The 21,568-nt window shown below is 36.8% G+C and carries 22 protein-coding genes and 1 tRNA gene; 17 read left to right on the plus strand and 6 right to left on the minus strand.

Annotation, left to right across the window (positions count from 1 at the left end):
• The first annotated feature begins 73 nt into the window (after positions 1–73).
• The 5 genes from BM143_RS20245 (at position 74) to BM143_RS20265 (ending at position 2,852) form a co-directional block, all read left to right on the plus strand.
• Positions 74–592 carry a Crp/Fnr family transcriptional regulator gene (locus BM143_RS20245; RefSeq protein ID WP_090026806.1) on the plus strand — a complete coding sequence of 173 codons (519 nt, stop codon included), beginning with the start codon at positions 74–76 and terminating at the stop codon, positions 590–592.
• Between the two features lie 54 nt (positions 593–646).
• Positions 647–1,195 carry a DinB family protein gene (locus BM143_RS20250; RefSeq protein WP_185116560.1) on the plus strand — a complete coding sequence of 183 codons (549 nt, stop codon included), beginning with the start codon at positions 647–649 and terminating at the stop codon, positions 1,193–1,195.
• 158 nt (positions 1,196–1,353) lie between these two features.
• On the plus strand, positions 1,354–1,959 hold the full coding sequence (locus tag BM143_RS20255; RefSeq protein WP_034731184.1) for a DUF2911 domain-containing protein: 606 nt from the start codon (positions 1,354–1,356) through the stop codon (positions 1,957–1,959).
• A 3-nt stretch (positions 1,960–1,962) separates the two neighbouring features.
• Entirely contained in the window at positions 1,963–2,490 is a 528-nt protein-coding gene (locus BM143_RS20260) for a GNAT family N-acetyltransferase (RefSeq protein WP_090026810.1), read from the plus strand.
• Positions 2,487–2,852: a cupin domain-containing protein gene (locus BM143_RS20265; RefSeq protein WP_090026812.1), complete on the plus strand. Its 366-nt coding sequence runs from the start codon at positions 2,487–2,489 to the stop codon at positions 2,850–2,852. Before BM143_RS20260 ends, BM143_RS20265 begins: the two co-directional genes overlap by 4 nt.
• A 259-nt stretch (positions 2,853–3,111) precedes the next feature.
• On the opposite strand, the gene BM143_RS20270 is transcribed toward BM143_RS20265, so the two are convergent.
• The 3 genes from BM143_RS20270 to BM143_RS20280 all read right to left on the minus strand — a co-directional run bounded on the left by BM143_RS20270 (position 3,112) and on the right by BM143_RS20280 (position 5,369).
• Complete coding sequence (locus tag BM143_RS20270) at positions 3,112–3,855, minus strand: dienelactone hydrolase family protein (protein WP_090026814.1); 744 nt, start codon at positions 3,853–3,855, stop codon at positions 3,112–3,114.
• A 109-nt stretch (positions 3,856–3,964) separates the two neighbouring features.
• On the minus strand, positions 3,965–4,576 hold the full coding sequence (locus BM143_RS20275; protein WP_090026817.1) for an HAD family hydrolase: 612 nt from the start codon (positions 4,574–4,576) through the stop codon (positions 3,965–3,967).
• 361 nt (positions 4,577–4,937) lie between these two features.
• Complete coding sequence (locus BM143_RS20280; RefSeq protein ID WP_090026819.1) at positions 4,938–5,369, minus strand: type I restriction enzyme HsdR N-terminal domain-containing protein; 432 nt, start codon at positions 5,367–5,369, stop codon at positions 4,938–4,940.
• 7 nt (positions 5,370–5,376) lie between these two features.
• Here BM143_RS20280 and holA point away from each other — a divergent pair, with 7 nt between their 5' ends.
• The 3 genes from holA to trxB all read left to right on the plus strand — a co-directional run bounded on the left by holA (position 5,377) and on the right by trxB (position 8,788).
• Positions 5,377–6,414 carry a DNA polymerase III subunit delta gene (holA, locus tag BM143_RS20285; protein ID WP_090026821.1) on the plus strand — a complete coding sequence of 346 codons (1,038 nt, stop codon included), beginning with the start codon at positions 5,377–5,379 and terminating at the stop codon, positions 6,412–6,414.
• 69 nt (positions 6,415–6,483) lie between these two features.
• Entirely contained in the window at positions 6,484–7,383 is a 900-nt protein-coding gene (locus BM143_RS20290; RefSeq protein ID WP_090026823.1) for an alpha/beta hydrolase family protein, read from the plus strand.
• Between the two features lie 463 nt (positions 7,384–7,846).
• A complete protein-coding gene (trxB, locus tag BM143_RS20300) occupies positions 7,847–8,788 on the plus strand; it encodes a thioredoxin-disulfide reductase (RefSeq protein ID WP_034731014.1) in 942 nt (313 codons plus the stop codon).
• Between the two features lie 811 nt (positions 8,789–9,599).
• On the opposite strand, the gene BM143_RS20305 is transcribed toward trxB, so the two are convergent.
• On the minus strand, positions 9,600–11,009 hold the full coding sequence (locus BM143_RS20305) for a T9SS type A sorting domain-containing protein (protein ID WP_167375322.1): 1,410 nt from the start codon (positions 11,007–11,009) through the stop codon (positions 9,600–9,602).
• 727 nt (positions 11,010–11,736) lie between these two features.
• Complete coding sequence (locus tag BM143_RS20310; protein WP_034729525.1) at positions 11,737–12,099, minus strand: helix-turn-helix domain-containing protein; 363 nt, start codon at positions 12,097–12,099, stop codon at positions 11,737–11,739.
• 193 nt (positions 12,100–12,292) lie between these two features.
• On the opposite strand from BM143_RS20310, the gene BM143_RS20315 reads away from it, so the two are divergent.
• The 3 genes from BM143_RS20315 (at position 12,293) to BM143_RS20325 (ending at position 13,969) form a co-directional block, all read left to right on the plus strand.
• Positions 12,293–13,156: a hypothetical protein gene (locus BM143_RS20315; protein WP_090026829.1), complete on the plus strand. Its 864-nt coding sequence runs from the start codon at positions 12,293–12,295 to the stop codon at positions 13,154–13,156.
• A gap of 288 nt (positions 13,157–13,444) precedes the next feature.
• Entirely contained in the window at positions 13,445–13,672 is a 228-nt protein-coding gene (locus tag BM143_RS20320; protein WP_090026831.1) for a glyceraldehyde-3-phosphate dehydrogenase, read from the plus strand.
• A 212-nt stretch (positions 13,673–13,884) separates the two neighbouring features.
• Positions 13,885–13,969, plus strand: a tRNA-Ser gene (locus tag BM143_RS20325).
• 112 nt (positions 13,970–14,081) lie between these two features.
• Here the strand turns inward: BM143_RS20325 and BM143_RS20330 are convergent.
• A complete protein-coding gene (locus tag BM143_RS20330) occupies positions 14,082–15,170 on the minus strand; it encodes an NAD(P)-binding domain-containing protein (RefSeq protein WP_228430904.1) in 1,089 nt (362 codons plus the stop codon).
• A gap of 312 nt (positions 15,171–15,482) precedes the next feature.
• Between BM143_RS20330 and BM143_RS20335 the strand changes: the two genes are divergently transcribed.
• The 6 genes from BM143_RS20335 (at position 15,483) to BM143_RS20360 (ending at position 21,146) form a co-directional block, all read left to right on the plus strand.
• A complete protein-coding gene (locus BM143_RS20335) occupies positions 15,483–16,316 on the plus strand; it encodes a helix-turn-helix domain-containing protein (RefSeq protein WP_228430906.1) in 834 nt (277 codons plus the stop codon).
• Positions 16,317–16,383: 67 nt separating this feature from the next.
• Positions 16,384–17,379 carry a DUF6268 family outer membrane beta-barrel protein gene (locus BM143_RS20340; protein WP_090026835.1) on the plus strand — a complete coding sequence of 332 codons (996 nt, stop codon included), beginning with the start codon at positions 16,384–16,386 and terminating at the stop codon, positions 17,377–17,379.
• A gap of 659 nt (positions 17,380–18,038) precedes the next feature.
• Positions 18,039–18,953, plus strand: coding sequence for an NmrA family NAD(P)-binding protein (locus tag BM143_RS20350; protein WP_090026839.1), 915 nt, complete (start codon positions 18,039–18,041; stop codon positions 18,951–18,953).
• Positions 18,935–19,057 (plus strand): hypothetical protein, encoded by a 123-nt coding sequence (locus BM143_RS24255; protein ID WP_262484258.1) that lies wholly within the window; start codon positions 18,935–18,937, stop codon positions 19,055–19,057. The genes BM143_RS20350 and BM143_RS24255 overlap by 19 nt, the downstream gene beginning before the upstream one ends.
• Positions 19,058–19,596: 539 nt before the next feature.
• Positions 19,597–19,860, plus strand: a complete 264-nt coding sequence (locus BM143_RS20355) for a hypothetical protein (protein ID WP_090026841.1) — start codon at positions 19,597–19,599, stop codon at positions 19,858–19,860.
• A 311-nt stretch (positions 19,861–20,171) separates the two neighbouring features.
• Positions 20,172–21,146, plus strand: a complete 975-nt coding sequence (locus tag BM143_RS20360) for a hypothetical protein (protein ID WP_139222084.1) — start codon at positions 20,172–20,174, stop codon at positions 21,144–21,146.
• Positions 21,147–21,568 lie beyond the last annotated feature (422 nt).

Genomic DNA, 21,568 nt, shown 5'->3' on the forward strand with positions numbered 1-21,568 from the left:
GAAGTGATTAGTGGTTAAAATCCGGAATTTTAAAATTACCTATTATCTTTGGAACAGCAAACATTAATGTCAAATGATTCAAAAACTGCTTAATGGCGGACTGCACTGGGAAAAAAGGGAATTCAAACGGAATGAATTTCTGAAGATCTCAGGGAGTACCGATACCGATATTTATTTTGTGGAAAATGGCAGCGTCCGGATTTTTATAATGGATGAAAATGAAGAAAGGATCATCCGTTTCGGGTATACCGGAAATATTGTTGTTTCTATGGATTCGTTTCTGTCGGGAAAACCTTCGGACTTTTATATTCAAGCGATCAAAAAAACAACTGTAAAAGTGGCTTCAAAAAAGGATTTCTATGCATTTATTCAGTCTAGTGAGGAGCATCTTAAGTTTTGGATCTCAATTTTGGAAGATCTTGTCCTGCAACAGCTCGAAAGGGAAAAAGATCTGTTGACGAATTCACCCAAAGAACGCTTTGAAAGAGTCTTAAAAAGAAGCCCGAAACTCTTTCAGGAAGTCCCGAATAAGTATATCGCCAATTACCTCAGAATGTCTCCGGAAACTTTATCACGGCTTAAAAAATCTTGAGTTCAGTCAAGATTTAAGAGGAAAATGATCCCGAAATTTGCATAAAAATCATCAATGAAAATGTCTACACCACAATTGTTGGATGAATTGAAGAGTCTTACTCAGACCCATTTGAAATATGCAGAAAACCTTCTGCAGGAAACGGATGAAAAACTCAATTCCAGAATGTCGGAGGGCAGCTGGAGCGTTCTGGAATGCCTTGAACATCTCAACCGTTACGGAGATTTCTATATCCCGGAAATCAATCAGAGGATTTCTTCTTCGAAAACGTCTCCTGCACCTGTTTTTAAACCTGGATTTCTGGGTAATTATTTTGCAAAATCAATGCAGCCTAAAGACAAATTAAACAAAATGAAAACTTTGAAAGGCATGGATCCCATCAACAGTCAGCTGGATAAAAGGGTAGTCGAGAAATTTATCAGACAGCAAAGTCAGTTTTTAGATTTGCTGGAAAAAGCAGCAAGTGCCAATTTAAATACAATAAAAACCAGCGTCAGCATTTCAAAACTGATCAAAATTAAATTGGGAGATACTTTTCGTTTTGTGATTTATCATAATCAAAGGCATGTCCGTCAGGCAGACAGTATTTTGAAGAATTTGTAATCAATATCAATAGCTATTGTAATACCCTGTTACCGGGTTATCGGTTCAAACGGATAGCGGGTGGGCTATACAGGAGGAATCAGGAGAAAGAAAAAATTATTGGAAGTAGAGAAGGCTGTTTTGTTTTGATTTTTGTAAATTTAGGCAAAAATTTACACGTGAAAAAGTTACTATTTGCACTTTGCATATCAGCTTCGGCTTTAAGTTTTGCTCAGGATTATTCTGTACCGGCTGCAAGTCCGCGTCAGAAGGTAGAGCAGCAGTTTTCAATGTCTAAGATCAGCATTGACTATGGAAGACCGGGAGTGAAAGGGCGTAAGATCTTCGGAGAACTGGTTCCTTACGGACAGGTTTGGAGAGCTGGCGCGAACTCATCTACTAAAATCACATTCGGACAGTCTGTGAATTTCGGAGGGAAAATGGTTCCAGCTGGAACGTATGGTCTTTTCATCGTTCCTACAGAAAAAGAATGGAAAGTAATATTGAATAAAGACTTCCAGCAGTGGGGTGCTTATACCTATGATCCAAAGCAGGATGTTGTAGATGTTATGGTCCCTGTGAATAAACTGGCAGACAAGCAGGAATGGTTTGAAATTACCCTTAATCCTACAGATGAAAATTCTGGAAACTTAGTGATTAAGTGGGATATGGCTCAGGCTGAGGTGGCTTTAAAACCGGCAAAACCTGATGCGGTAATCAAAATTTCAGATAAGCTGAAAGAAATCAAAAAAATTGAAGCAGACGCAGCAAAAGCTAAAGGCTAAACAATGAAATTTTCAATACAACCTGTTTTAGACAGTGAAGAATATCAATTAATCCCCTTACAGCAAGGGGATTTTGAGTCTTTATATGAAGTGGCTTCCGATCCACGGGTTTGGGAACAGCATCCCAATAAAAACCGCTATCAGAGAGAAGTTTTTGAAAGCTTTTTTAAAGGAGCTATGGAAAGCGAAGGTGCTTTTAAAATCATAGAGAAATCCTCCGGCGATATTCTGGGAAGCACGCGTTTTTATAATTATGACGAAGCTGAAAACCGTATTTTCATCGGCTATACTTTCTACGGAACGAAATCCTGGGGAAAGGGAATCAATCCTAAAGTGAAAAAAATGATGCTCGATTATATTTTCCAGTTTGTAGATAAAGTATATTTTCACATAGGCAAAGAGAATATCCGTTCCCAGACTGCGCTGGAAAGAATTGGCGGGCAGAAGATTGGTGAAGAGGAAGTGGCTTATTTTGCAGAACCTACAAGAACCAATTTCGTGTATGAAATAAAAAGAGAAGATCACTCATGAAAAAATACAAAATCCAGAAATCACCGTTTGTAGTGCCTACCACAGACGGAAAACTAATAGAAGAACATTGGGGAAACTCCACAGGAAATTCAAATGTGTCCATCGCTCACATGGTGGCACCACCGGATTGGAGTGAGCCGCATCAGACGCCGGAATTTGATGAATTCACCCTGATCATTTCCGGAAAGAAGCAGTTTGAAATAGACGGCGAAATCGTAGTCCTGGAAAAAGGGCAGAGCATCCTGATCGAGAAAGGAGCAAGGGTCCGCTACAGCAACCCGTTTTCAGAACCATGCGATTATATTGCCATCTGTCTTCCTGCGTTTTCTATGGAACTGGTGAATAGGGAAGACGGGGTTTGAGTGTTGTAGAGTTTGAGAATCGGAGGGTTTGAGTGTTTTAGCGGAAAAAACCTAAAATGTAAAGAAGTCTTTAACTGATTGGCTTACCTGTAGCAGATTTAAGATCAAAATATAAATGCTTCGACTTCGCTCAGCATGACAAAGTTAATACTAACTGTATTTTCTCACTGTCATGCTGAGCGAAGTCGAAGCATTTTTTGTTAAACGAGGTTGAATATTGGCAAACGTTTCCCAATCATCACATCATCGCATCATCCCATCATTTTAAAATCTCTTTCAAAAACATCACCGTATGATTCCAGGCTCTTTTAGCCATGACTTCATTGTAATCCGGTGACTTCGGATCGGTGAATGTATGCTTGGAATGGGCATATGTGATGATCTGCCAGTCGGCATTTCCTTCATTCATTTCTTTGATTAAATTATTGTAATCCTCAGGAGTTACGCCTTTATCATCCGCAGGGTTTTCAACTAAAATTTTCGTGGCAATAGGTCCGTTTTTTCGGGCCTGATCTTTTCCGATACTTCCATGAATGGATACAACACCCGCCACCGGAAGGCTTCCTCTGGCAGATTCCAGGGCACCTGTTCCACCGAAACAGTAGCCAATCACGGCAATTTTATCAGAAATAGCTCCATTTTTTTTCAATTGTTCCAATGCTAAAGAAATACGTTTCTGATAAGCATCATAATTTTGTTTGTAATATCCTGACGTTTTACCTGCAGAAGCATTATCTGCCGGGATATTTCCTTCACCGTAAATATCGGCAATGAAAGCAATATACCCTTGTTTTTCAAGTTCGGCAGCAGCAGTTTTGGCTTCGTCATCAATACCTTTCCACGCGGGAAGGATCAGCACTCCCGGAAGTTTTTTCCCTGCGTTGGAAGTCACCAGGCCATTCAGTTTCTGTGAACCGTCCTGATAAGAAATGGTTTTAAGTTTCTGGCTGAAAACGGTTCCTGTGCTCATGACACAGGCTGTTAATAGAAGGGTGCGTATCATATGGTAATATTTAATGTATACTTTGAATATTCGCGGACATAAAAAATCCTCAACTAAATTACTGAAAATAAATTATGATGAGGATTATAAATTATAAAGCTGAAGAAGGTTAGAATTTAATTCCCAGGTTGGTCAGTTCATGTTCAAGATCCGTATCAGGATTGATTTTGATGGTGGTAAAGCCTAAAGTCTTAGCCATCTCAATATTCCTTGGGTTATCATCAATGAAAACAGATTCACCTGCCTGAATACTGTATCTTTCCATGAGTATATGCCAGATTTTTGGATCCGGTTTGATCAGTTTTTCTGTTCCTGAAACTACAATTTTTCCATTAAATATTTGAAAGAAGTCGTAGTTTTCCAGTGCATAGGGGAAAGTTTCCTCAGACCAGTTGGTCAAGCCGAACAATTGATAATCAGTGTTTTTTAAACGTCTTAAGATCTCTACATTTTGTGGAATATCACTTTTCAGCATCACCGTCCAGTTATCGTAATACGCTCTGAGTTCTTTTTCCCATTCCGGGAATTTTTTCACCTGAATATCGGTGCCTTCTGCCAAACTTCTTCCCTTATCCTGCTGCTCGTTCCATTCCGATTGGGCAATGTTTTCCAGAAAATACTCCATTTTCTCATCGTCCTTGAAATAATCTTTGAAAAAATACCTCGGATCCCAATCCATTAAAACGCCGCCAAAATCGAAGATGATATTTTTAATTTCCATAAATGTTTTTAAAACTTTTTTAATTGTATTTGACTACAAAAGTCGCAAAACTTTTGATACAAAGAGTCTTTAGAATACTTAAATTTTAAAAGATTCTTATTCTGGAAACACTAGGTTCATATAAGTGGGAAATTAAACTTTTATTTAACCACAAAAGTCACAAAATATTTTAATTTTAAACACTTTAGAACACTTTAGTTTTCGAAGTTTTACTATCCTGAAAATAATAAGAGCACATAAGCAGAAAATCAGAGATTTTCATAAAACTTAAGTGGTCTTTTTGTGCGCAATGTATTTACTTTAAAATAATTTAAGTGTTTAAAAACTTTTGTGCCTTTTGTGGTTAAAAAAAATCAGCAGTTTATTCAGGTTTATAGAATTGGTACTGCTCATTTTCATAATAAGCATTGATGTGATGCAGCCCATTCGTCAGGATGATTTCTTTCGCTCCTACGATGGAGTTGTACCTCGCCGTCTGTTCAAATGTTTTCTCCGTCAGTTTGATTTGCGGGGCTTTGCATTCGATCAGGATTACGGGTTCGGTTTTTTCCGTTACCAGAAGGTCGATTCTTTTGGTAAGGCCGTTCAAAAGGATCTTTTTCTCTGTGATCAGGGCAGATGGAGAATAACCTTTTACCGTAAGATAATAGTGGATCCAGTGCTGGCGTACCCATTCTTCAGGAGTGAGCAGAAGGTAAGTTTTGCGGACTAAGTCATAAATAAAAAACTTATCTTTGTCTTTCTTGAATTTAAAATCAAAAGTTTCCTGAAAATTCAGTTTTGGAAGTTCCATTAATAAGATGAAAGAATTAGATTTAATCCTCAAAAATATTAAAAATAAAGAAGTTTTACCTATTTATTTTTTCCACGGAGAAGAACCTTACTTTATTGATGCTGCCGTAAAAGTGCTTGAACACGACTTTCTGGAGGAAGATGAAAAGGCTTTTAACCAGACTGTAGTGTACGGAAAAGATACATCCTATCAGGAGATCCTTTCCCTTGCGAGACAATTCCCGATGATGGGCGACAGGCAGGTGATCATTGTCAAGGAAGCTCAGGATCTGAAATTTAATGAGGATGAAAACCGCGTTTTGGAAACCTATGTGGAGAATCCGGTTCCTTCTACAGTGCTTGTTTTTGCGCATAAGCATAAGAAGCTGGACAGTAGAAAAAAGGCAGCAAAAGCACTTGATAAAGCCAAAGCGCTTTTCTTAAGCGAATCTGTAAGGGACAGCAATCTTCCAAAATGGATTGCTGATGAATGTGCCCAACTGGAAATCAAAATTGCTCCGAATATTTCCAATCTACTGGCAGAATATCTCGGAAACGACCTTTCAAGAATTGCCAACGAACTTAACAAACTGAAGATCATCCTCAAAGATGGCGAAATGCTGGATGGAACGATCGTAGAAAACCATATCGGGATCAGCAAAGAATACAATGTTTTTGAGCTTCAGAAAGCTTTAGGAACCAAAAATGCCGATGCTGCCTTCAGGATCGCTCATTTTATGGGCAAAAATCCAAAGAACAATCCTTTTGTGATGATGCTGGCGAATCTGTACAGCTATTTTTCTAATGTGATCATTTATCAAACGATGGCCGGACAGCCTCCACAGGCTATTGCTTCACAAATGGGCGTTAATCCCTATTTCATCAAAGACTATGCGGAAAGCGCAAGATTATATCCTTTAAAGCATGCTACCAGAGTCATTTCTATCTTAAGAGAATTTGACATGAAAGGAAAAGGTCTTGGAGCGGTGAATATGGGAGAGGCTGAGCTGATCAAGGAATTGGTGTATAAGATTATTAATGTGGATAAGATTAAGATGAAAGTGTAGGGAGTTGGAGAGTATGAGTGTGGGAGCGTTTTATAGTGGGAGTGTTTTAGGGTTTTATTTTTTGTGGGTATGAGAAAAAGTGTTTTCCTGATTGTTTTGTCTGTGTTTTTGATGGTTTTTGCAGCTCAGAATACTTTTGGACAGACGATAGAAGGCAATCATTATGAATTAACTGTTGCTCCGGATCAAAAAGCGGTTCTTATTTTATTTCCCTGTTTTCCCTGTAATATAGAACATACAAAAACGGAAGCCGGATTTTTAAAAGGCATCGACAAGAAAGGTGTCACCACGATTCTTTTAGACTATAATCAGAAATTATTTTTAACGGAATCTGAAAAGCAGAAGTACGCAAAAACTTTACACAGAATTTTTAAACGTAACAAAATTTCGCCCGATAATATATACATCGGAGGTTTTTCCGGTGGAGGAAATGTGGCCCTTCTGATGACGGCTTTCCTCATTAAAAATCAGGATCCTCTACAACCCAAAGGGCTGATGGTAGTAGATTCTCCCATCGATCTTGAAAAGCTCTATGATAACGCCAAAAAAGATGTAGCCAAAAATGCAGATCCCGAAGCTGTAGAAGAGGGAAGGTACCTGACGGAGCTTCTGGAAAAAGAAATAGGAAAACCGGATACGAGCCGTGAAAAATATAAAACGTTGTCACCCTATTTAATGTCTGCATCTCCCGATGAAGGCAATATCCAATATCTTAAACATATTAAAACAAGACTGTACTGCGAACCTGATCTGAAATGGCAGCTCGCAAAAAAGAACAGAACCTACGAAGAACTTAACGCCTACGTACTGGAAAAAGCCCATCAGACATTACTGAAAGCAGGAAATACACAGGCAGAACTGATCCAAACCAAAGACCGCGGTATCCGAGCCAACGGAACAAAACATCCGCACTCCTGGAATATCGTGGAGGGGAATGAGCTGGTGAAGTGGATGGTGGATTTTAGGTAGCAGATGTTAGGTAGCAGGTTGTAGGGATTAGGGATTAGGGATTAGGGATTAGGGATTGGATTGTGCCGAAGGTTGAAATTGTAGTCTTTCGATTTTAGTCAACAGATAGGATGCAAGACATCAGATATCAGACGCTGAATTCATTAACGTAATTACTATGAACCTGCAACAACTAACAGCCTCTCAAACCAAAAAAACGCGTATCCCGAAACCCGCACTCCACATCCAAAGTATCTTACCACTAAGAACCAGAAACCAGCAACGCTTCCCAAACTCATTTACTCTAAAACCCTCAAACTCTCCGACTCTCCAACTCCGAAACCCTCCCACACTCAACCACATACCACCCAATCGACAGTCTACATATTTCATATTGACAAGTATCATTAAAAATACTTTAATAAAACAGTAAAAATTACGAAATTAGCACCCTGAATTAAAATCTTTTTGAACAAAGTAAATTATGGAACAAAACATTTTAGATTGTGTGATCGTTGGATCCGGGCCTTCTGGCTTTACAGCGGCTATTTATGCGGCAAGAGCAGACTTGAAACCAGAATTATACACAGGTTTGGAGCCGGGCGGACAATTAACCACAACTACGGAGGTTGATAACTTTCCAGGATATCCGGCAGGGATTACAGGACCTGAAATGATGATGGATCTGCAGAAGCAGGCGGAAAGATTCGAGACTAAAGTTCATTACGAAATGATCACTAAAGCTGAATTCTCCAAAGAAGAAGGCGGTGTTCACAAATTATACGCAGGAAATAAGGAAATCCTGGCCAAAACGGTCATTATCTCTACAGGAGCTACCGCAAAATACCTAGGCCTTGATGATGAGAAGAAATATGCAGGAGGTGGTGTTTCCGCATGTGCTACGTGCGACGGATTCTTCTACAGAGGAAAAGACGTGGTAGTAGTAGGAGCAGGAGATACAGCGGCAGAAGAAGCGACTTATCTTGCAAAGCTTACGAAAAAAGTAACAATGCTGGTAAGAAAAGATGTGTTCAGAGCTTCTAAAGCGATGATCCACAGAGTAGAAAATACACCGAATATCGAAGTGAAATTCAACCATGAATTAATAGGGATTGAAGGGGAGAACAGCCTTGTTGAAAGAGCGATGATCATCAACAACCAGACTCAGGAGAAATCTTCGGTAGATGTAGACGGTATCTTCATCGCCATCGGTCACAAGCCGAATACAGATATCTTCGTTGGACAAATCGATCTTGATGAAAACGGATATATCCTTACTGAAAAAGGATCTACAAGAACCAATCTTCCGGGTGTATTTGCAGCTGGAGATGTTCAGGATCATATCTACAGACAAGCAATCACTGCTGCAGGAAGCGGATGTATGGCGGCTATGGATGCAGAGAAATATCTTGCTGAATTACATTAATATTCAGCTTTTACAATACAAAGCGTACCCGGTGGGTGCGCTTTTTTATTTTACTGTAACCTGTATTTTTTACCACAAAAGTCACAAAAGTTTTTTAAACACTTTAATTCCTTGAAGTTTAAATACTTTGAAAATATGAAGATCACATAAGTTCTCAAAAATAAAATATTTTCATAGCGGATAATATCCTCAAACATCTGTGTAAATCTGTGTATTCTGTGGTAAAAAATATCAACCACAAAAGTCACAAAAGTTTTTTGAACACTTTAGCTATTTTAAAGTAAATACATTACGCATAGAAAGTACACTTAAGTTTTTATGAAAATCTACGATTTTCTTCTTATGTGGACTTTGTATTTTCAGGATGATAAAACTTTTAAAACTAAAGTGGCCTAAAGTGTTTAAATGCATTAAAACTTTTGTGACTAAATAGGCACGCATTTTTTGAACCATTAAGGATCATGAAGTTTTTAAGAATATTAAGTTTGAGCTTCGCTTTAAGGTATACAGCTAAAAAAAAAATCATTTGATTTTTTCTTAACTCACCTTATTACCTTCATTAATCTTAATGTTTTAAAAGCTTAATATAAACTGTGAGAAACGATAAAAAATCAACCACAAAAGTCACAAAAGCTTTTTTAACATTTTAGTTATTTGAAGTTTTAACCGAACTTTAATTCGTGGGGATCATCATTCCCCTGCATTGGAGGGGTGGTGAAAATTCAAAGAATTCTTGACGGGGTGGTTTAGCACCATAAAAAAACTGCTTCAAGGGGAAGCCGTTTTGTCGTAATCATCGGTTGTTACAGATTTATTTTTTTATGATCTTAAAGGTTTTGTTTTTTCCATTTTGGAAGTTAATTTTTATAATATAAATTCCACTCGCGAGATTGGAGACATCGGCAGACTCATGAGTGAGTTTTTTTACCCATATTCCGGTTGAAGAATAAATATCAATTGTGCTCATCTTTTCTTTTGATGTAATGACTAATTGGTCTTTTACCGGATTTTCTATTTGTATTTCTTTATTCTGGGTAACTTCACTAGCGGATAAAGTAGAGGAGCTATTAAGTAGATATTTTACAACCTCAAACGCTCCGTTATACATACCTTCTCCACCATATACAAGGATGCTGTTATCAAAAACCTTTATGCTGACGATAGAATGGTTTTGCAAATTAGGATCATTTTCTACAAAGTTTCCAACTGAAGGATCCACAGTTCCGCTTTGATCAAGTTTAGATATATAATAGGTATGTCCACCATTGGCATTTACATTTCCGGCAACATAATATTGGCCGTTTTTTTCGTAAAGATCAAAAAGCATCGCTCCAGCAGGGGGATTATAATTGAAGGCAGGGTCTATGCTCCCGTCTGCGTTTATTCTTTTTACGGTACCAAAACCGGAGCCCGTGTCTACCATGTCTATGCATGCTATTTTATTATTGCTGTCTATAAAGGCCTTACTTATCGCTAAGGGAGGATTTACGGCCACCTCTCCATTATTGCCGAAGCTGGTCATAACCTGTCCGTTTGAATTGTACTTTTTTATAGTATAGGCATAGAAACACATAATGCTGGACTGTTGATCCAATAAAATATAGCCGGGAATACTGGCAATTGTAAGTTCTCCGCTATTTCCAAAACTGGTATCCTCAGTTCCATCATTGTTTAATCTAAACAGATGGAGTTGGGAATCTGATGAACCATTCGGATAATATCCCTCTCCGGCGACCAGTATTTTATTATCCTGCTCATAGAGATCGGTAAACAGGACAGGATGGGCTAGGATTTTTGTTCCTCCGTTACCAAATGACGGATCCGGTTGTCCGTTTGGAAGGATTCTGATAACATCAAAATGAGAAGGGCTGTTGGTGGCAGGATCCATTTTTTTGCAAAGCAATGTCAATTTGTTATCGGAATGTCTTAAAAAGCCAATAAGATCATCCAACTGGTAATCTAAGAAAATTTTTCCATTGGTCCCAAAGGTAGGATCTAAAGGTCCTGTATAGCTTGTCGCTTTAGAAATAACCAATTGATGGGTATTAGAGTCGAAAGACCGATAGAAAACACTGCTGTTGGTGTCGGTTAAATTGCCTGTTAAGAAAGTTCCTGTGGGCAAATGATGTATTCCATTGGAAGCAAATGAAATATCCTTTAAAAGTTGGGAATAGATGACATTGACTGTAAGCAATGTTAATAGTAAAATTATTTTCTTCATTTGGTTTTTTTGCAAAAATAAATAAAATAGAGGGGTTTTAATTGCTTTTTTACGTATTAAAGTGTTCATTATTAGTATTTTATATATTTCAGAGATAGCAGTATGTGACTAATAATCAACTATAAATATTTTAAATTCAAGAATAATATTTTTTTTCTCTGTTTGCCGTAATCGTAATTCTAAATATGTTGTCAATAATTAATTCATGAAAAAATGAAATTTCTGAACTATTGTAGAGTTTATATACATTTTTCAACGGTTTTATGGGAATGGTAACCGCTTATTGTATTCAAATTATATGCAATAGGAACGGGCTTTAGCCCGTTTAAACAGAAGTAAAATTTCATCCGGCTTTAGCCAAAACCTAATGTTTTTTTGATCTCCCGCAGATTTCTCAGATGACGCAGATTGTGACGTCCGTTTTGAAGGTTTTAGCCTTCAGGCAGCTCTAAACTGCCTTTTGATGGTCTGTAAACGGGCTCTATCCGGTTCCTGAAGTGGCTGCAGGCTCTTTGTAAGTGTCTTTAGGCCGTTACTGAACGACCTGGACCCGGTTGATGAACGGGTTTTACCCACTTATGGAAGGGGAGATACCCCCTTGGGTAAGGGGGTAGAGGGACTTAGGTAAGGGGCTGCCAACGGTTATGGAAGGGGGCGGAGGTCTAAAAAACAAAAAACTGCTTCCAATGGAGCAGTTTTATTTTATAATGAGTTCTGTTGTGCAGATCTATTTTCTGGATTTTAATTTCTTATTTTCAGCGGTTAGGGCTTCTATCTGTTGTTTCAGGAGGTTGATATATTCCTGCTGATTTTCTAAGATATAATCCGGGATGTTGTAATGGTTATTAAGAATTGCAGTTCCTGAATTGGTTGACGAGTCATTGAAATTGACGGTATTACCCGGTTTCTCTTCTTTAATGTCTTCTACCTTTACGTCCAAGGCATTAGCCAGCTTCTCCCACTCATCATCAAATATTCTCACATCACCGCTTTCTTTACGGCTGTAATTGGATACATCAGTAGCGATAATATTGGACATATATTCCTGCGTATAGCCTCTTTGCTTTCTTAGAGTTCTTAGCTTTTCCATAGAGTGGGTGTGTGTTTTTACAAATATAGAAAAAATGTGTGGTCTGTAGGGAGTGGAAGTTGTAAAATGTGAAATAGTGTATGAAATTTAAAAGTACATGATTTCTATAATATGTTTATTCCTCTGCTGGAATAGTAAGTTGAAATTTATGTGAAATGATTTTTTTTATTATTTTTGGTTTCAAATCCTAACCATGAAAAATGATAATCAAAAAAAAGAAATTGTAACCACTCCTGTGTCTGAAGGATCAAAACCCGAACGTCGTCCAACTTGTGGAATTGTAATGCCTATTTCTGAAATTGATGGCTGTACACCCGGACATTGGGAAGAAGTATTATCCATAATAACAGAAGTAGCTGAGGCTGCCGGGTTCGAAACAAAATTAGTAAGTGAGGCTGAAGATATTGGAATTATTCATAAACGAATCATTCAGAATGTATACGGAAGTGACATTATTATTTGTGATGTTAGTGCTAAAAATCCTAATGTAATGTTTGAGCTAGGCTTACGTTTAGCATTTGATAAAGCAACAGTAATTATTAAAGATGATCAAACGTCTTATTCTTTTGATACTAGTCCTATTGAGCATTTAATTTATCCAAGGGATTTAAGATTTCATAAGATCTTGACTTTTAAAATGTTGTTAGAGAAAAAGCTATTGGCCACATTTGAAAAATCTAAGGATGAAAAACACTCTATGTATCTTAAAGATTTTGGACAAATTACAGTCGCTAAATTGGATTCAAAAGAAGTTTCAAAAGAAGATTTTATATTAGAAAAAATTAATGAACTTCAATCTGATATAAAATTAATTCGAAATGAACCGCAAATCACAACCAGCGATAAAATAACTTATAGAAATTCAAGCCCAGGAACACAAAGTTTGAAAGAGTTTATGGTCGAGAGTTATAAAGAATACTGTAAATTGTATAATGTTGAGGAAATTACTAGTGTATTAAGTTTTAAAAATTTCATAAATAAAAAAGCATCTTCAACGGGCTTTTCAAGAGTACCATCAGACCAATTTATAAATTCATTTATACAAAGCAGAACTTAATATAAACCATTATAAATTGGAGTCCTAATTAAGGGGCTCTCATAATCTATCACGAAATTCTTTAATTTTCTCATTTATTTTTTCTAGTAATTGAAGACCACCTTTTTCTGTAAAATATTATTTACTCATTTGTTATATGCATATAATGTTTATTTTCTTCTTATACTTCCTAAAACTTTCATTATTAGCTAAAGTGTAATTACATAAATAGCAATCTTGGTTACATTTAAAATTCATTATCAGTAATTCTAGTTAAAATCCCTAAATTTATCCCCAATCCAAAACAACATGCACAAAAAAATCATAAAAATAAAACACGTCACAGGAACCTACACCATTGACGTAAAGGAGGGAAAACTGAACGAAATGCAAACCCAGCTGGACAAATGCCTGAATGATGAACAGGGAGCCATTGTGGTGAAGGGAGAAAACGGAGATCAGTTTGTATATCCTGCGGATCTTCTGAAAAACAGCTTTATTTCTATAGTAGATAGGGAAGAAGTGAAGGGACTTTAAGCAAAACAAAAACTCCAAAGGTATTTTGAGACTACAGTTTTAGTTCAGGAACCGAAGATAGGGAGATTGTTTCAGCAAATCGCTGAAAAATAATTCCCCTGATTTTAAGCCTATTATTAAGTTTCGTTAAAATTTATCAGGGAAAAGTTTTGCAGAAATATAAAATCGTTTTATATTTGCACCACTGAAAACAACGGTATAGCCGTTATTCAGGAGAGATGGCAGAGTGGTCGATTGCGATAGTCTTGAAAACTATTGACTGTAACAGGTCCGGGGGTTCGAATCCCTCTCTCTCCGCTGAAAAGCAAGAGTAAAACTCAAAAAATGCTTAAAAAACTTTTTAAACCTGCAATTTTAATTAATTGCAGGTTTTTTTGTGAATGAAATTTTATTGAGCAACTCCAATCATTTATAATTTAAGAAATTCAATTAACTCTTTTACAGCTGCCCCACCAGCACGATTAGCCCCGATGGTAGAGGCAGACGGGCCGTACCCAATTAAATGAATTCTTGGATCCTTGCTGACCTGTGTGGCCAGTCTTCCTGACATTTCAATTCCTCCTTTATCATTTAAAAGATGTAATGCAGCCAGATGATCCAGAGAATGACGAAAGCCGGTATTCCAAAAAATAACGTCAGCATCAATGGTCGTTCCATCTTCCCATCGCACCCCGTTTTCAGTAATTTCTTCAAACATAGGTTTTCTGTCTAAAACGCCATTAAGTAACATTTCTTCAATAGCTGGTGTAACGTGGATCCCCGTTACCGAAACAACCGAACTTGGAGGTAAGCCCTCGCGAACTCTTTTTTCGACTGATGCAACAGCCTCTCTCCGCAGTTCAATACTAAATTCCTCTTTTTTAAAATCTACAGGTCGCCGGGTTACCCAGGTCGTTGTAGTAACTTTTGAAATTTCACCAAGCAACTGAATGGCGGAGATCCCGCCTCCAACAATGATAACATGCTTTCCTATAAATTCTTGGGCACCCTTATATTCACCGGTGTGCAGCTGTCTGCCGAGAAACTTGTCCCATCCGGGATATTTTGGACAATTGGGTGTTTTCCATGTACCTGTGGCATTAATCAAACCACGGGCAGTGAACTGAACGCCATTGGTATGAATCATAAACCGTCCATTTCGATCCGTAACTTCACTTACCCGTACGGGACGAATGACAGGAAGATCAAACTGCTTTTCGTATTGTTCGTAATATTTTGGAAGAGCCAGATTTGCCTGTAATGAAGTATCCATCGTATCAACAGCATCGGCAAATGCCATTCCGGGAAGATCATTAATACCATTAACATTACTTAGCGTCAGAGAGTCCCATCTATGCTGCCAGGCTCCACCTGAACCAAACTCATCATCCAAAACCACAAACCCCTTTCCTGGTTCTATTCCGCTTTTTCTAAGGTGATACGCTGCCGACAATCCTGCCTGTCCTGCTCCGATTACCGCAATATCAACTTTGTAAAATAAATCTGGACGGATTTGCAAGTTTTTATCTGCTTCCATATAGTACTTGATTTTTTGACCTTATCGATTAATGTGCTTATTATTTTTCGCTTTATATGCTATCAGCAGACTAAATGTATGAAATACCATCGATAATAACTAATATTTTAATTAAATGAATATAAGCCTGCAAAGCGGACTGACAATGGATTGATTGCTAAGTTATTGTTTCCATTAATAAGAAATCTTAATAAGGAAATTTATGGATGTTATTATATTTGTTGCTAGTTTTGTAAAGTGGTTAAAATAAAAAGAATAACTCCAACAGATTTCAGGGGACATTATATGCCTGAAATGTCGACTGATTTCCCAATATTGAAAACAGCGGTCCAGATTCATGATATTGGAAAAACATCAGGCTTTATTAAAGTACCTACACCTTTACACAGGCCTCAGTACAATTTCATTGTTCATGTTACCAAAGGCAATGCAAAACAGCAGGTAGATGCAGATTTAATATCAATGAAAGAACACGAAATCTTATTGGTAAGACAGGGAAATGTCACCTCACTAAAGGAAGTGAGCCCGGATGCGACCGGTCATATTATTTTATTTGAAGACCAGACGCTTAACCAAATCCTATCAAAGCAGGAGCTCATCAAGCTGTTTTCAGTTAATAATATCATTCATTTGCCACAAGAAAATAGCATCTGGCTAACCTCTCTATTTGAACTTTTGAGTACTGAGATTTATTCTCAAAATGCAAACTTAGACATTTGCTATTCACTTCTGCAGGCTGGGCTTCAGAAAATTTTCAGTTCAGGAAGCGAACTGAAGAAAGCAGTCAACCGAAATGCTGAAATTACTTTCAATTTTAAAGAATTGGTATATAAACATTATATTGAACATAAAACGATTTTGTTTTACGCTGCTGAACTATCTGTTTCTGAAAATTATCTTCATAGGTGCATTAAAGAAACAATTGGAGAGAGTCCAAAAGAATGGATTAATAAAGTAAGCATTTTACAAAGTCAATTACTTTTACAGGATTTAACCAAGAGTATTTCCGAAATAGCTTTCGAACTTAATTATGGTGATCCAAGCTATTTTGGACGCCTGTTTAAGAAGATAAGTGGAGTAACCCCTTCAGAATACAGAATGACCTTTATGCAGGATTTGTCCGAGTAAAGAGTGATTTAGTTTTAAAGCATTTCTTGTTTTCAAACCACCTTTGTATTACTAAAATTCAAAGAAAATGAAAACATTGATTACTGTAAGAAATGCCATCAGGAAAAAGGGTGAAATGATTTTTCCCTTTAAACACATAAGTATTATCAAAAGATCCTGCCTTTGTGTAATTGTTTCGGCTTTCTTCCTCTCAAACAAAAGCCACGGTCAGATTATTCAGGATATCGCCGGTATTGCCGTCACGGCTCATCATAAAGTTAGCTTTAAAGATGTACCTTCAGAAAGTTTCCTGTCAGAAAATAAGTTCCAACTCAATACTTATGACGCATGGTTAGGAATACCTCCTTTCGAAATTGGTAAAACAAGTGTTTTTAGTAATTTGAACTATCGGATGATGGATTTTAATTATGACAGAAATTCTATACAGGACGCCAATCGTATTGAAAGAATTCACGAGATAAAATCAGTCATTATAATTAAGCACCCACTTTCCGAAAAATGGTCGATTTTAGGAATAGCTATGCCCACTATTGCATCCGACTTTAAGAAATCGGTTTCTTTTGATGATTTAATTCTGGATGGAATAGTCGGATTGTCAAAGAAATTCGGGAGGGAGTCGAATCTTGAAGTCGGACTCGGAGTTCATGTTTTACATTCTTTTGGAGAAACTTTGGTTACCCCGGGGATATCAATTGATTACCAAAGTACAGATAAAAAATGGTTAGCCCAGTTTTATTGGCCGAGATTAAACGTGCTTTACAGCCTAAGCCCGAATACACAAATAGGTTTGGCCGGATCGATCGATTGGACACGTTTCAACCTGAAAAATTATAAAGACGATCATCTTAAAGAAGTCGATTACGCTCAGTTTTCTACCATTCATGGAGGCCTTCAGGTTCACCAACGCTTAGTGGGTGGAATTTGGCTGCAAGCGCAAGCCGGAATGGGACTTTTAAATCGTTATGAATTGTTCGATACCCATCAAAAGACAGTCAATGATTTTTCTGCCTCCAATATGGCTTATGGGAAAGTTACTATTACCTATCGTATCGGCAGAAAATAAACAAATAAAAATAATGAAAACAATCATTTTCAGTTTCGTGACCATACACTGTACCAGGTATTGCCAACGCCTGAAAATTAAGTGAATCAAAACCGATTTTCATAATCAATATCCAATTGCAATCTTATGAACAGTACCCATTCTCTTCAGTCAGCTTTTAATTTTCGGGCCCTGATTACTGCAGCTCTGCCTGCTTATATTTTTCCCACTTTAATGTCTTTTATATCTGGTTTTCTGCTCCAGAACAACAATCTTATGACGGCCAGTTACAGCAGCATTGGTTTGTCTTCTTTATTGTCAACACTTTGCAGTTTTATCTTGCTTTGGCGGTTTGAGTCGCAACGAATATTAGTGCGAAACAAGCTGATCAGATCTTTGGTGATCATTGTACTGATGATGGGTTTAGGGACCTTATGTATATGGCTATTTAATTGGCAGCACGAACGGTTTAATATTTTACTCTCCATCTTTTTGGGGGCTACCATACTTATCATTCGCGACCTTGTGATCAAACGTAACAGCTAAATCATTTATTCATAAAAACTCATCAACAGAAACATCTCAAACTTAGAAGAAATGAAGAATAAACTAAATAGAATACCCATGAAGGATAGGGATAATAAACGTTTAATCCTTACTAAAAGAATCAATTTATTTCAATGAAAAAAATGAAACCGGTTATCGTTGTTTTTGGATGTACAGGTACCGTTGGAACTGCTGTGATGCAGGAGCTCAAGGGTCGGGATTGTATGGTAAGAGGTGTTCTTCGAAACCCTGAAAGACCTTATCCGGTACCACTGGATAAAGGCCCATCGAATATAGCCTATGTAAGTGCCGATCTAAATTCTATTAACCAGCTTAAAGAAGTTTGCAAAGGGGCGGATGTTTTGTTTCTTTTAACAGCAACTGGTCCCAGCCAGGTAGAACATGAAATTAATATTATTGATGCTGCGAGGCAAAATGGGGTAAGACGAATAGTCAAGTTATCGGCTCCCATAGTTACGATGCCTGCAAAGGTAGAGGTGAGTCAATGGCATAGGAGAATAGATGAGCATCTTTGGCAGAATATGGATGAATTTTGCTGCCTTAGGCCACATTCTTTTATGCAAAATTGGGAACGAAATACTTTTACCATTCAGTACTTTGGGAAAATTTACGGAGCACTTGGCACAGCACGAAGAAATTATATCGATTGTCGTGATGTAGCTGATATAGCGGTAAATTACTTGTTGACACCCGAAGAAATACAAGAAAAATCTGTGGTTCTTACAGGTCCACAAGCCATTAACCATATAGAAATGGCAGCAAAATTATCTCATGTAACCGGGCGCACCATTGAATATGTAAATGTAACACCAGATGAATTGTTTAACCAGTTAATCAACAGAGCGAAATTACCCGTATGGCTGGCTAACCATATTGTGGAACTTGATGAGCTGGCCATAAAAATTCCTGAACCGGAAGGGGACAATATTACCGGCTTAATGTCAAGAAAACCACGTATTATGGAAGAATATTTACAGGAAAACAGACATTTGTTTAAACGAAAACCACTGTGGAAGTCTTTATTGTAAGGCATGAATACGGAAGATTTGAAGCTATTGATACTATTCTTGGAGAAGCCCATTTGAGACAGAATGAATGTTCTGGTCCGGATAAGCAATACACCAAGCCTTAACCTTATTGAGATTTATAAAATTCACTTAAATTCACTCATATTTTGCTCCAAATCTGCAAAATGTGAATCATAATTTAAAATAATTGCTATTGGTAAATAGTTAATTAAAAGCCTTTTAAATATTTCCTGTAATGTTTTCCGAACCTTTATTATACCCCGTTAGAGGTTCACTTATGTTGCAGAAATGTTTGGTTGAATAAAAAAATGACCTGTTCCTGTATAAGTCAGATCATTTTAAGCACTATTCAAAGGTGTATTTTCTGATGCAGAGTGTTTATAAAATGCAATAACATATAAGGGATTTTTATTTTTGGTCTATAAAAAATAAATCGTTATTAAAAATATTCATGAAGATTAAAGAGTTGCTTTAAAGTGCTTTGAAAAGTGTTTTTGCAGTGTTGAAATTGTTATATTTAGTAGGCTAATGATAGATGCTCTTCCAAAGAACAAAAAATACGTAATCCAGCGTTTACTGGGTCGCTTAAATTGTCCTTGCGTGAAAAGGGCGATAATTCATAAATAATTTTAAACATCAAACAATGAAAAACTTAACTTTAGAATCAATTGCCTCAAAGGCACGGGGTATGCTTTCAAGAGAGGAACTTAAACAGGTAATGGGTAGTGGATTAGATTTTGGTACCGGTAGCGGAGAAACAGCTATTTGTACCTATCGTTTTAAAGATGGACATTCTGAAACAGGGGTTGTAACCAATCCATTGGGTTCCGGGTACAGCTCGGCAGGAGCTTATGCAAAGGCTTTTTGCGACAATGATCAAGATTGCACGTCAGTTTCTTGCCAGTAAAATCAAGGTGGCTCTGCAGTAAAGCCGCCTTCAAACTGGAAATTTTTAAAATGAAACGAGAAAGGCATTGTTGGCCATGCAGACAGGCTATTTTGGCTATGATTCATTTTAATTATTGAAAACAATTTGGAGAAGATACCGAATTTGAGTCTAGATTAACACATAATAGATATTCGGCTTTGCTGAAGTTTAATGCCTGAACGCTAAAAGTCAGATTAAAATTCAGAGTAAAATATAAAACTCAAAAAGATTTATAGGAAGCTGGAAGAAGAGGCTGATCAAAGATTCTCAATACTAAATTCTTAAGATCTATGGATAGTAAATATTATAAGAAAATGAGTTTAGCTGTATTCTCAATAGTTATGATGTTTTGTCATTGCCAACAAAAATTACAAAATAAGATTAACAACAGCTCAGAAAAAATAGATAGGAAGAGAAGTACTCAATCAGCAATAGAAAAAATAAGCTACATAGCACACGTTAATGCACAATCTCCTTACGAACTATATTTGGATGATATACTTATTGATTTCTACTACGGAAATAACATCAGCAATACCACAGAGTTAAATCCTTACTTGTTAGGCAATGGAAAACATATCTTAAAAATCAGGTTTCTTCCCAGAGAAGATTCCCCTGATAAAATGGTACAGCCAAAAGACATTATTTTTAACGAAACCGCAAGATGGCACATTTATTTTTCCAAAATTGTTCCCGACAAAAATGCTTCTTTGGGCTATTCAAATGAAATAGACTATGCTAAAAGCGAGCTGAAGCTTCAGGCTCCTAAAGAAAAGGTCCCTTTTTGGGAACAGGTTTGGGAGGTAGATGTTAAAGATTTGCCATATCAGGTAAAAGGTTGGAGTGAAAGCGAAGATTTGAAAAAAATCGATAAAGACGTCTTGCAAAAGGAGGTAGTTGAATATTTTTCTAATCTAAAAGATTTGCTCAATAACGGGAAAATTGATGAGTTTCTTCAATTGTGTAAAAAGGAAGACAAGGAATTGGACATTGTTACCTATACCACACCAAAAGATTCAAAAATTGATTATCAAAACAATAAAGAAAAAATGTTGAAACTATGCCCTGGAAATATGCAGCCTTTTGATAATTATGAAATGAAAATCTATGGAAATGGCAGATTAGTAACATTACTTATCTCAAATGGCAAGTACAGAAACTGGACTGCTTTGATAAGTAAAACGCCCAAAGGAAGGGTAACCAGTTGGGGAGTAATATTACACAAGCCTACAGGCTCTAAAACTTTCGAAATTATTAGAAAATAATTAATTATAAATTTTCAAAAATTACTGATTATAACTTCCTTTTGAAAGGTTTGTAAAGAGTAGAAATCATTAATTTTTATCATTTGTATTTTCTGGTCTTCTGCTTTTATACAGAAGGACCCAGCAAAAGGCTGGTCACTGACTTATTTCCCATTTTAGATAAGGGTAATTTTATTCGGGTTTTGATTGCCTATTAATTCATATATTTTTTTAGAGCTCCTACTCATAATCTTTGGTATCCATGAAAGTTTTTTTTTAAAGTACCTAATTCATAAATAAATATTTATCTTAGCGACAAATGTCACGAAATGTGGATATAAGTATTTTTTTTTACGAGGTTTTTATATCTTTTGTTTCGTGGAAAATATTGCTAGGCGTCATTTTGTAAAAACAGTAACCAAAGAATATTAATTTTAGAAAAA

Origin of the sequence: Chryseobacterium oleae (genome assembly GCF_900115055.1) — a bacterium.
Lineage (GTDB): Bacteria > Bacteroidota > Bacteroidia > Flavobacteriales > Weeksellaceae > Chryseobacterium > Chryseobacterium oleae.